This window comes from Xenorhabdus littoralis (assembly GCF_033949345.1).
In the GTDB taxonomy this organism is placed as follows: Bacteria; Pseudomonadota; Gammaproteobacteria; order Enterobacterales; family Enterobacteriaceae; genus Xenorhabdus; species Xenorhabdus littoralis.
Map to the genome: position 1 here is coordinate 17,506 of NZ_VCDP01000006.1, position 12,441 is coordinate 29,946.

The window sequence follows — 12,441 nt, forward strand, 5'->3', positions numbered from 1 at the left end:
TTATTGGTTACCTTGCTGCAACAGCTTTGTGACAAAGGAATCAATGAGGCTGATGCTATTTTTGATTTCTATTTCATTATTGTCTGCTATGTGTTTTTCCAACGCCTCACATGATGACCTGAGAAATTTTAAATCTAACATAGCAAACGCACCTTTCAGGCGGTGTACCGTTTGCGAAAGTGATACCAAATCATGTCGTTCCATATCAGTATACAGTTTAGTAATATCCATAGGTACTGTCTCTATAAATAATTTCCTATAGTCACTGTTCACCAACTGAGTTTGATAACTATTGAGAATATCGCAGATATTACTATCTGTACCATCAAAGAAATCAACATTCTCACCGGAGTCACATGCTGGTTTAGAGATTTCGAGAATTTCTTCGGACTCATCTAAACTTAAATCTTCTTCAATCAGAAACGATATTGCATTGATAACAGCATTAACAAAATTATAATTACATTGAACCAGACCTGGTTTCACCTGCTTGAATCCAGTCAAACTATCTACTAATAATATAGTTGGTTTTTCCTCTTTGTACTGCTTATCCGTGAATATAATATCGTATTCTTCTGTGACGTTCTCTTTGCTTTTATCGAAATATGCCGCACCATAATTATTGAGATAAGTATGGATAATCTTGCTAATCTCAGGGTTATTGATATCCGTCAGGACAGTGATCCCTTCCAAAAGCTGAGGCGTTTCACCATTTTCATCATCATATTGTGACAAAGGCAGATTAATAACATAGTGTGTTCCTAACCCCAGTTTACTTTTAATCTCAAGGCTTCCACCCATTCTTTTGCATAACTGGTTACATAAATAAAAAGTCATGTCAGAATAGATAGAATACTTATCTTCTGCTGGTTTGTTCAGAAACGGATAATTCAAACTGGTCAAATCTTTTTCGCTCAAACCAGAACCGCTATCCACCAGCTCAATCTGAATATGGTTGTCATATTTACCAGAGCTATTAATCGTCAACGATATTTTTCCATAACTGGTCGTTGTTATTGCATAATTAAATAACGATGTAATGATTTTACTTAATGTTACACCATCCCCAATAAATAACGACTCCTGAGGAATATTAAAATGATAATAAACCCTCAATCCTTTAGCATTTAACGTCGGTAATGAAGCTTTCAGAATATCTTCCAGTCGTGAAGATAGAGAAAAAGTTTCATTAACGGGTTGCCAGACACCGGTTTCCAACTCATTGAGTAATGAAATGTTTCCAATCCATTCTATAACATATTCTGATTTGGACAATAATTTATCCAATAATCTATGCTCATTCTCATCTTGTGATACCTGCTTCAATTGGATAACGATATCATTCAAATCCTTAATTGGATTTTTTATTTCATTATTAATATGCGAAAACATTGAACGTCTTGCCTGAATATTTTTATCATATTCCCGATGAGCAAGTTGCAATCGCTTATTAACCATAACTTCCTGATCTTTGTCTTGCAGTAAAAATAGATAGGCTTCTGGTAATAAGCTGTTGTTATACATTTTCACTTCATACACTGCCTCATCAATGGATGTCTGAATTACACCATGATGTTGTTGTGCCATCGCCCTCACTTTATTCAAATCTAGGTGAGGTATCAACTGTTCTGCAATTTTATTGCTAATTATTATCTGATTTGATTCAAAATCATAGATCAGTAATCCGATAGGAATATTGGAGATAATATCATTACTCAGAGAATCCTTAATTTTCAGCTCATGATCCATGGATTCATTCGGCGCAATATATCGCCGCCGGATATAAAATAATCCACTCAACGAGAACAGAAAAAAAAGCAATATTGAAAGCAGGAGCCAAACATTTCTGAACAATAAATCCACAACCAATGCCTTCAATGGCACTTGATAAACCAATTTATACGGTACGATATTAAGGGGTTGAGAGAACTCCAGCCAGAAGCCATTCAGTGAAACATCCACTTTATTCGTGTCATCAATATAGTATAAGTTGGTCGGATTCAGACTAAAATTTGCTGGAGGCATATCAACCGGCAAAAGATTATTGATAGGCAGATCAAAGGCAATAATGGTGGTTAATTGGCCAGTTGCATTAAATGCAGCTTTATAGGTATAGAAATAAATATTCTCGCCACGTAATACATTGATGCGTGAAATGCTTTCTTTTTCCTCTAACGTAATAGATTGCTCCAGCATATCCGAACGTCTGACCTCTGGAGTCGTGGTCAAATAACTTTCCTTGAGCCTGATTTCTGGTTTTAAGATTGGGTGGGTCGTTATCAGTAGTAAATTATTGTCCTGACCGTTGAGATAATACATCGACAAAAATTCATTGCTAGGCCCCCAAAGAATTTCCAGGTAGTTGGAAAGTCGTTGGGCTAGTTGAACACTCGAGTTGTTGTCCTGACCAAAAATAATGGCATCAACAGCCTGATAACGATTTTCTAGCCAATAGACATCGGGACGCAATTTTAACAATGATGTTGTCTCTTGAGAGGAGATTGACAGAGTATTAGATTGCTCAAAGATATGATTTGCGTGATAACGATAATCTTCAATCTGCAATCTCATCTTAGCCGTTATGCTACTGATAGCATATTTTTTCTCCATCAGCCAAATATCAAAATAGTTATACCCGAATAAAAATAGAGACGTAAAAAGCAAAGTAACAAATAACGTGTAAAAACGAGGAATAGCGGATGGCTTGATAGATGGTTGTTTATACATTCTTTGGATAATAGCCTTTAGTATGAATATATTTTGGTTAATGCGACATCAACCCGTAGATAAATAAGCCAGTGTACTGCACTTAATACTAGCAGGTTAGAGAATGAAAAGGCCATTGCAGATCGAAGATTGAGCAAACAGTAAAAAAAACGCGATTTTTTTACTTTAGGGGCTAGACACATCAAAACGATATAGGCATAATCTCGCGCCATGGAAGGATGGCCGAGCGGTCGAAGGCAGCGGTCTTGAAAACCGCCGATGGGAAACCATCCTAGAGTTCGAATCTCTATCCTTCCGCCATATTTCGCCGGCTTAGCTCAGTTGGTAGAGCAACTGACTTGTAATCAGTAGGTCACCAGTTCGACTCCGGTAGCCGGCACCATACAAAAGCCCGCCATCTCTATGAGATGGCGGGCTTTTACTTTGTGGAAAGACACACGTTCATACCTGTTCCTTTCATTTTTTCATCTCTCAAATCATAGCGTTACTGAACGTCTTTCTCCTTAATCGCATTATCCAATTGCTCATTATTTATATCCAATAGATTTCAAGATCCAGCTTTATCGCTTGTATCTACTCGACAGCTACGTAATTATAAACATATGTAATAATTTATTTACACTCGATGTACCACAGATTTGACAGCCATAAATCAATCATTTAACCTGCTAATCTTATAACTATTTTTCAACAAATTCAGAAACGAGGATCGCGTGAAAAATCGCACTGTTGGCAGTATTTTTATTGTCGCTGGAACGACGATTGGTGCGGGGATGCTTGCAATGCCATTGGCAGCGGCAGGTGTAGGTTTTGGAACTACATTTGTTATGTTAGTCGCCCTGTGGGCATTGATGAGTTATACAGCCCTCTTGCTCGTAGAAGTTTATCAACATAACCCGTTTAATACTGGATTGGGCACTATCGCAAAACGCTATCTCGGATTCGGTGGGCAAGTGTTGGCAGGCTTCAGTATGCTTTTCCTGATGTATGCTTTAACAACAGCTTATATTAGTGGTGCAGGAGAATTACTGGCAGCGACCCTTTCTTCTTGGTTAGATAAATCCATTTCTGTCTCTGCCGGGATCATCACTTTTACCCTTATTGCTGGCGGGGTTGTCTGTATCGGAACCCAATCCGTTGATTTAATTAATCGTCTGCTGTTTACCGCCAAAATCGTTTTTTTGGTGATCGTACTCGGTGTGATGATGCCTCATGTTGATAAAATCAACTTAATATCAATGCCCATAGAACAAGGGCTGGTATTGTCTGCCATTCCAGTGATTTTTACTTCATTCGGATTTCACGGCAGTGTACCGAGTATTGTTTCCTATATGGGAGGCGATACAAACAAGCTTCGGAAGATCTTCGTCATCGGCAGTTCTATTCCTTTAATTGCCTATATTCTGTGGCAAGTGGTGACTCTCGGTGCTATTTCTTCAAATACTTTTGTTGGTATTCTCGCCCAACAATCGGGTCTGAATGGATTGTTGCAAGCTGTCAGAGAAGTGGTCGCTTCAGCAAAAGTAGAGCTTGCCGTCCATCTGTTTGCTGATCTCGCGCTGGCTACTTCATTCCTTGGTGTTTCTCTGGGGCTGTTTGATTATATTTCTGACCTTCTGAAACGCCGAAACAACGCCAAAGGACGTTTACAGACAGGATTCATGACTTTTGTTCCGCCATTGATTTGTGCCCTTTATTACCCTAATTTTGTTATGGCGTTAACGTTCGCTGCTGTTGCCCTCTCCATTCTGGCACTATTGTTACCTTGCCTGCTGGTTTGGCGCAGCCGTGAAGAAAACCAAGGTGGATACCGTGTCAAAGGAGGTAAACCCGCCTTAGTCTTTATCTTCTTGTGTGGAATCGCGGTTATTGCCATTCAAGTAAGCATTGTCACAGGCATACTGCCAGAAGTGGGATAATTGACATCTTGTCTAAGATTATCCGCATCAACATGGATGCGGATAATCTTGATAAATTCATTAGAAACTCAAACCTGCACCGACGTAAAAACCATCAGAAACTTTATTACTGCGGTTATTATTCTTCCCTTTTATATCAATAACACGATAACCCGCATCTATCGTCAGCGGTTTGAAGAGCGTATAACGAACCCCTCCGGTGGCCTCAGTATAAGAATCCACTCCTGACGTTAAACCTGATGGTGCGCCATAAGCTTCACCATACAGAGACAGGGAAGGCATCACCGCCCAACTGAGGCCAACACCGGCAGCTAATGCTGCACCCTCTTTCCCCACTTTGGGAGACAGGTAAAGTGCCTTGCCGCCAACGCTTGCTGTTAATGGCCCAATGGGAAGAGCAAAAGCTGTACCTAAACTGCCGACTTGACCGTTATGGTCACTGCGGGTCCAATTGCCACTAAAGGATAGTCCCGAATTTTTATCACCAATCCCCACCGATGTACTTGTGTTGTGTTTGCTCACTTGTGCATCTATGGAAATCGCATTTGCTGTACCTGCTACAAAGAACAAACTGGCTACACTGATAGCAATCAAACCTTTCATACTCTTATCCCTTTAAATGAGTTGTTAATGCCACTATGGACTGAGATCTGGTACTGAAATCTTGTATTAAAGTTATACATTAAAATATTGTACTGAAATCTGTGTGATGACATAGGTGGCGGGTGCAATGAAATATCTAGATTTATCAAGATACGTAAATAGTCTGTTTATAAAAACGGTGACTAAGGTGAGTATGAGTAATCGCAGCCAATCAAGCTGCAACTTGAAAGATGAAAAGTATAGTGACTATTCATTGATTTAACTATTTATTTTTACTAATTGTTTCTACAATCCATTGCTTAACCTGCTGGCGTGAGATTTTTATTCCGCCATTTTTCAATTGGTGAGGTAACAGATAGCAGGCTATCGGGCGTTGGAAAGACGCCAGTTTACCCGTAAGCCAATCAAGCAATGTTTCTGTCAGTACCGGATTTTGTGTGTCAATCACTGCCACTGGCCGATGGCCGAATTCAATATCAGGAATGGGAATAACAAAACTTTGTTCAATTTGGGGATGCAGGTTAATGATTCGTTCAATATCTTCCGGCTGAATACCTTCACCTCCGCTGAAAAATTGGTTATCGAGGCGGCCTAAAATCCGTAATTCCCCCTGTTCGAACACTCCCCGGTCACGTGTCGAAAACCACCCTTCTTTATCTGCCAGTGGCTTCAATTCTCCATCAAACCAATAGCCATTAGCAATACTGTCTGCGCGGATCTGAATATCTTCATCCACTAAACGAATAGCTTTTCCGGGAAGAGGATTCCCCACACCAGGCAATCCATCAGCTCTTTTTACGCAAACAGTTGATGCCATTTCTGTCAATCCATAGCCACACCAACAGCGAATTCCCAACTGCTCTGCCCGTTGGGTCAATTCCGTTGGTATCATCGCCCCCCCCAATAGCACTTCTTTTAATGTCAATTGATGTTTATTCGGTTGATTCAACAAACGCCAGAGTTGGGTAGGAACGAGTGATGCATGGGTACAACCAGATAACGCCTGACCCAACAGGCGTAAATCCCGTAGCACCAATTTTGCCCCTGTTTGCAACCAGCGCCAGAGAATTCCCTGACCCGAAACATGAAACAGCGGTAATGAAAGAAGCCAGCTATCATCTGGCTGAAAATTCATGCAAGACAGAATACCTTGTGCATTGGCAAGATGAGCGTTGACAGAATGTACAGCGGCTTTAGGCAACCCAGACGAACCAGAGGTTAAGATCATACTGGCAGGACGCTGACTTTCCCATGATACTGCATGTTGTCCAGATAGTTGTTGTCCAGATAGCTGTTGTTCAAATAGTTGTGATTCAGGTAGATCGGGTAATCTTTGCTGCCAATTCAGTTTCCTGACTTGAATCGCAGATGAAGATGAATCAGTAAAATCCACCCCATAAGTCAGATTGAGATGAGGCAACAACGCCGCCAGCAAGGGTTCTGGTAATTGAGGATTAAGAGGCAATACCCTTGCCCCACATCGCAGGGCTGCCAGATAACACAGCAAAAGTTCAGAGCTATTTTTGCCTCTGAGAACGACGCCATGACCTTCAGAAAGCCCCTGTTGATGAAAGATGGCGGCAATCGCATTGATTTTTTGCGTTAATTGCTGCCAGTCTAATTTCTCATCATATAACTGGATGGCCTGTTTTTTGGGACAAACTGTAGCCCAATGCTGCCACGGCCATTGCGTCCACTCTGTTATTGTCTTCTCTGTCACTATCTTCTCTGTTGCTGCCTTCTTTGTTACTGGCATTCATGGCTCCACACCGTTGCCAGTTTATCCAACGTAGTACACGGAATGTCACTATCTGGCCAGCAACGGATGAGCTGTGACTGGATAAGATCCAGTGTATCCAGACCCGGGATAGAATCTGGTGTTAACCAATGGGCAAGGCGGGCCAATTGGGTCAAACCAAAGCTGGTTTCAATGCTAGAACTGATTACAGCTTCCAGCCCTGACTGGTGTGCTTCAGTAATCAATTGACGGCAACGGTCGATACTTCCTACTAATGTCGGCTTAATGATGATGGCAGAAACGCCCTCTTGGGCTTCCACTGTAAAATCTGTTTCACGCACACTTTCATCCCATGCAATGGCAATCCCTGTCTCACGGGCAAACGCCAACGACTCTTCACGGGTTTTACAAGGCTCTTCGAGAAAAGCAATTCGCTGACGATAATCCGGATTGACATATTTGGCGAAGCCGTCGGCTTTCGTGCGTGTCCAACTACGGTTAGCATCTAATCGCAGTTTAAGATCAGGAAGCGCCTCCAGCATAACATTGACGACCATACCATCGCGTACAGCTTCATATAACCCGACCTTTATTTTCGCAATCTTCTGATCTGCCAGGTTTCCCAAACGCAGGATCACATCATCAGGATCACCTGTACACAATGGTGCTTTACGATAATCCGCATTTTCAGGCAGTTCACCTGTCAACTCAGCCAGCGCACAACTAAGACCGAAAGCGACGGAAGGAAATGTGCTTTCTTTGGGCTGAACTCTGATATTGGAACACCATTGCTGGAGCCACTCCACGGCGGCTTGCTGGGCCTGTTCGCGTGTTTCATGACTAAATTCCGGCAAAGGTGAAATCTCTCCCCAACCATCTCGTCCATTTTCCTGTAAATGAACCAAAAAACCGTCACGGGTTTTCAGACGTTGATAACGCAGAATAATGCCTGCCTCCATTGGCAGGCTGAATTGATATAAAGTCGCTTTACGCATTACGGATTACGCTTGAATTTACTGAAATCAGGGTGGCGTTTTTCATTGAACGCATTGCGTCCTTCCTGTCCTTCTTCCGTCATATAGAACAACATGGTGGCATTTCCCGCCAGCTCCTGCAAACCCGCCTGACCATCACAATCAGCGTTCAATGCAGCTTTCAGGCAACGTAACGCCATCGGACTGTTTTCCAGCATTTCACGACACCAACGTACCGTTTCTTTTTCCAGTTCGGCATAAGGCACAACCGTATTGATCAATCCCATATCCAATGCCTCTTTCGCATTGTATTGACGGCACAGGAACCAAATTTCACGGGCTTTCTTTTGCCCTACGATCCGCGCCATATAAGAAGCGCCCCAGCCGCCATCAAAGGAGCCGACTTTCGGGCCTGTCTGACCAAAAATGGCATTATCCGCCGCAATCGTCAGGTCACACATCAAATGCAAGACGTGTCCGCCACCAATGGCATACCCCGCCACCATCGCCACGACAGGTTTTGGACAGGTGCGGATCTGGCGCTGAAAATCCAGTACATTCAGATGGTGTACTCCGCCGTCATCTTTATAGCCACCGTAATCACCCCGGATTTTCTGATCTCCGCCAGCACAAAAAGCTTTTTCGCCCATTCCTGTCAGAATAATAGTCCCGATTGCATCATCATAACGGGCATCAGCCAGCGCCTGCATCATCTCTTTGACAGTCAGAGGACGAAACGCATTGCGTACCTGCGGGCGATTAATCGTAATCTTGGCGATGCCATCTGTGGATTTATGATAGAGAATGTCTTCAAACCCTTGAGAACAATCTTGCCATTCAATGGAAGCGTACAATTTTTCTTCACTTGGGTAACGCATGACTCAATTTCCTTAACCAAAAAGTGATAAAAAATGGTTCACTGCGACTGCAAAAGCCACAGGGTTACCATAATGAGCATTATGTCCAACCTGAGGGATGGTTTTTAGTGGCAGTGTATACTGCTTCGCTATGCTCTGGAATTTACAATCATTTTCCCCACACAGGTAGGCGAAAGGTGTGGTTAGCTGCTGTAAATCAGGAACTAACCAAGGTTGGTGGCCTAACGAGGTATTTTCCAACATGTCGGCAATGCAACTTCCCCTGCTTTGACTGCGGAGGTGAATAAGTTGCTCACGCTGCATCACAGTTAAATCGGCAAATACGGGTTGCTGATACCAATCGCTCAGGACAGACACCATCTCTTCGTGCCGAAAACGCTGTGCCCAATGCTGATCATTCTGTAATCTCACATCACGCTCGGTTTGGGAAAACAGTCCGGGATTCCCTCCTTCCACCAGCAATCCCCGCAATCCATCATGTTTACCGTGAATTGCATGATACATCGCGATCCGCGCTCCTAATGAATAGCCTATCAGCCAATAATCATTAATCTGATATTCAGACAAAGTTGCACCCAGCAACTCACTCATCCCGGCAAAACCACCAGCCACGGTTATATCGGCGGAATGGCCGTGACCGGGTAAATCAATAACCAGTGACGCATACTGATCACAAGCATTCACTAAAGGAAGCCAGTCGTCACCTTTCCCCAATAAGCCGTGCAGCCAAACCAGCCATGTTCCCTGATTATGGGCATGAAATGTCTGACAATTCAGTTTCACAGCATCGCGACCTGTTCAAGTAGCTCTTGCAGGCATACTGCCCCTTCACTTCCCGCGACGTTTACTTCAATCACTGTTGTCTCTTTACGCATCCATGCTTGTGTAGCGCAGTGCGTTAATTCCGACCACGTTTGTGGCGCAACATAGTTCAGACCAAACATGGCAGCAGCGTGATCAAAATTGATATCTTGTGGCATACAATAGAAACGCTGGCGTTCTTCATGTGGTGTCGGTAACAAAGAGAAAATTTGCCCGCCATTATTGTTAATCACAATCAGCACCATAGAAGTAGAAAGGTTGCGTAATAAGGCCAGACTATTCAGATCATACAGGGCGGAGATATCGCCGATAATAGCCAGTGTCGGTTTATGGGTTGCCCGTTGTACGCCTGCGGCTGTCGCGATCAACCCATCAATGCCACTGGCACCCCGATTACTGTAAACCGGATAGCCCGCAGGAAGTTGTCCCAAAGCATCAATTAAACGCACAATCAAGCTATTGCCGACAAACAATTGTCCCTGCTCTGGCAATAATTGATGCAGTTGATGTGCAACTGCCGCCTCACTAAATTCTCCCGCTAATTTTGTTGCAACACATTTAAATGCTCTGTCTGACCAGATGCTCAATTCATCTGCCCAAGATAATTGGGAATATGCCTGTGCGGGATGCGCCCGTAGCCAATCAGATACACAGCAAGTAAATTTGCGTCCTTGATGATTAGCAGGATCAAGTCTGCCGGCAATCGGATCAACAACCCAATACTGTTCGGGTTGGCTCTTAGCCTGCCACTGCAATAATCGTTTTCCTGTCAGGCTGGCACCAAACTGAATCACCAATTGTCCCTGAGCCAAAATCTCCTGAGCACGGGGATGATTCAGCCATAAATCAGCATTTGATAAAGGTTGCCCTGTCTGAGATAACACATCGCCAATCAGCGGCCAGCCCATTTCGGTTGCCCACTGAGCAACGAGACGACCTTCCTCGGCGCTGATCCTGCCTGCCAGTATAATGCCCTGTTTTTGTCGCCAGAAATCCCAATCGGCTACTTTGATGACAGTATGATTTTCTGGTTGTGCCAGCCACGGTTCATCACCCTGCCACCATTTTCCCAACGTTTGCTGCCAATCCTGATGCAGCATCATCTCATTACCATATAAGGGTTCAGTGAACGGACAATTAATATGCAGGGTGCCTTGTTTCAGATTTGACATTCCATTATCAATGACAGAAACCAACCAACTGGCAGAAATTTCAATCGTTGGACGTGGTAACGCCAATGTTTGTGCCGGATGAGAAGCAAAAATGCCGATCTGACGAATAGCCTGATTCGCACCGCAATCGATCAATTCCGGCGGCCGATCAGCCGTGAGAAAAACCAATCGTTCCCCGGTCAATCCGGCTTCAATCAAAGAAGGATACAAATTGGCGACCGCAGTTCCCGATGTCACAATAACCGCCACGGGTTCTTTACCCGCTTTTGCCAATCCCAACGCCAGATGCCCTAATCCACGCTCATCGAAATGTGTATGGCAGATCAATTTATGGTTTTCAGCGGCAGCCAATGTCAATGGTGTAGAACGAGAACCGGGGGCAATACAGACATGGCGCAATCCATGTCGGGTCAATGCTTCCAATAAGAGTTCCGCCCAACGGCGGTTTAGTGCGCTGTTTGACATATGATATTCAGGAGCTTTTTTCAAAAAATAATGTTCAAAGAATAAGAGATATTATATAAGGCATTCTTTCATCTTAATGCCTGTAAAAACGATTTCCTTATCTTAGTTCAAAGAATTGTCATTTAATTGAGGCGATTTTCTCCATAAACTCTGTTCTGTCTGGCTAGTATTTCCTGAGATGACAGAAAAATAAAACCAGCCACAAAAATAATTCATGGCGGGTCATCGGTTGAGAAAAGGATTTTAAGGATAAATAATATTCAGCGTGGCGGTTGCAGTCGCTTTTCCGGCAGTAATACGATTTTCTGTCTGGATATAACGTGCGGTGAAAGGAATAGAATAAATTCCGTCTGTACTAGCGCCAAGTTTGACTGGCGAGTTAAATATGATGGGTTTCCCCTGATACAGAACCTGAAAACCGATTCCATCGGCAGAATTATTGTCCTGATCAAGTCCCAATACATTATCCGCACGATCCGGAGCCATTGAATTCAATACCAGTTCAAGTGGTGTACTGGTATTACATGCCAAATCGATATCAAAATGTTGTTCTCCCGCAGTACTATTAATCCCCGAAAAATGAGTGCTGCCTATCTTCCCCATCGGCACAAGAATATTTTCTTCTTGCAGGGAACAACTGGGCGTAATGAATTGAATTTCATTGAGATAAAAGGAATATACGGCTGTTCCCGCCAAACGGGCCGTGATGACTCCTGACGTCATCACACCTGAGCCTGTATTGGATTTTGTTTTCACAAATTCGACTTTCGTCTCTCCCGACGGGGCATTCATCCGTATTCCGACACCAGAAATGCCTGAATCATGAACATCATCACTTCTGCTGTTTCCAGTAAGAGGATAACCCATGAATTCCCATTCGATCTTCTCCGGGCCATCACAGGTGTAATTCTTGGCACCAATGGTATTTACTGGATAAGAACCGAATACTTCCCCGATATTTATTTTCTTATTTACAAAAAATATGCCGGACGCAATGGAAATTTTTTGCTCAGTAAATCCGGGTTCAAAATGGCAGGACTTTGCATAACTGCCAGTACTTAGCATACTGGCAGATAATCCAGTCAGTATGCTAATCGCTGCCAATAACAATGGGTATTTTTTATGAATGATAAACATATCAGA

9 protein-coding genes and 2 tRNA genes are annotated in these 12,441 nt (G+C 43.2%); 3 read left to right on the top strand and 8 right to left on the bottom strand.

Translation table 11 applies throughout. The features are described from left to right. Positions 1-2,727 (bottom strand): phosphotransferase RcsD, encoded by a 2,727-nt coding sequence (gene rcsD, locus FE394_RS02445; protein ID WP_319924820.1) that lies wholly within the window; start codon positions 2,725-2,727, stop codon positions 1-3. Between the two features lie 212 nt (positions 2,728-2,939). Between rcsD and FE394_RS02450 the strand changes: the two genes are divergently transcribed. From FE394_RS02450 to tyrP, 3 genes are all read left to right on the top strand, one after another. Further along, positions 2,940-3,027: transfer RNA gene (locus FE394_RS02450), tRNA-Ser, on the top strand. Between the two features lie 6 nt (positions 3,028-3,033). Continuing rightward, positions 3,034-3,109 (top strand) — tRNA-Thr (locus FE394_RS02455). A gap of 331 nt (positions 3,110-3,440) precedes the next feature. Next, on the top strand, positions 3,441-4,646 hold the full coding sequence (tyrP, locus tag FE394_RS02460) for a tyrosine transporter TyrP (RefSeq protein ID WP_319924821.1): 1,206 nt from the start codon (positions 3,441-3,443) through the stop codon (positions 4,644-4,646). 60 nt (positions 4,647-4,706) lie between these two features. On the opposite strand, the gene FE394_RS02465 is transcribed toward tyrP, so the two are convergent. From FE394_RS02465 to FE394_RS02495, 7 genes are all read right to left on the bottom strand, one after another. Next, entirely contained in the window at positions 4,707-5,249 is a 543-nt protein-coding gene (locus FE394_RS02465; RefSeq protein ID WP_319924822.1) for a YfaZ family outer membrane protein, read from the bottom strand. 262 nt (positions 5,250-5,511) lie between these two features. Then, positions 5,512-7,005: an o-succinylbenzoate--CoA ligase gene (gene menE / locus FE394_RS02470; RefSeq protein ID WP_319924823.1), complete on the bottom strand. Its 1,494-nt coding sequence runs from the start codon at positions 7,003-7,005 to the stop codon at positions 5,512-5,514. After that, entirely contained in the window at positions 6,996-7,982 is a 987-nt protein-coding gene (menC, locus tag FE394_RS02475) for an o-succinylbenzoate synthase (RefSeq protein WP_319924824.1), read from the bottom strand. The genes menE and menC overlap by 10 nt, the downstream gene beginning before the upstream one ends. Continuing rightward, a complete protein-coding gene (gene menB / locus FE394_RS02480) occupies positions 7,982-8,839 on the bottom strand; it encodes a 1,4-dihydroxy-2-naphthoyl-CoA synthase (protein ID WP_319924825.1) in 858 nt (285 codons plus the stop codon). The genes menC and menB overlap by 1 nt, the downstream gene beginning before the upstream one ends. Before the next feature lie 12 nt (positions 8,840-8,851). Further along, positions 8,852-9,622 (bottom strand): 2-succinyl-6-hydroxy-2,4-cyclohexadiene-1-carboxylate synthase, encoded by a 771-nt coding sequence (menH, locus tag FE394_RS02485; protein WP_319924826.1) that lies wholly within the window; start codon positions 9,620-9,622, stop codon positions 8,852-8,854. Beyond that, on the bottom strand, positions 9,619-11,298 hold the full coding sequence (menD, locus tag FE394_RS02490) for a 2-succinyl-5-enolpyruvyl-6-hydroxy-3-cyclohexene-1-carboxylic-acid synthase (RefSeq protein WP_319924827.1): 1,680 nt from the start codon (positions 11,296-11,298) through the stop codon (positions 9,619-9,621). The genes menH and menD overlap by 4 nt, the downstream gene beginning before the upstream one ends. 243 nt (positions 11,299-11,541) lie before the next feature. Next, complete coding sequence (locus tag FE394_RS02495) at positions 11,542-12,435, bottom strand: fimbrial protein (RefSeq protein ID WP_319924828.1); 894 nt, start codon at positions 12,433-12,435, stop codon at positions 11,542-11,544. Between the last annotated feature and the right edge of the window lie 6 nt (positions 12,436-12,441).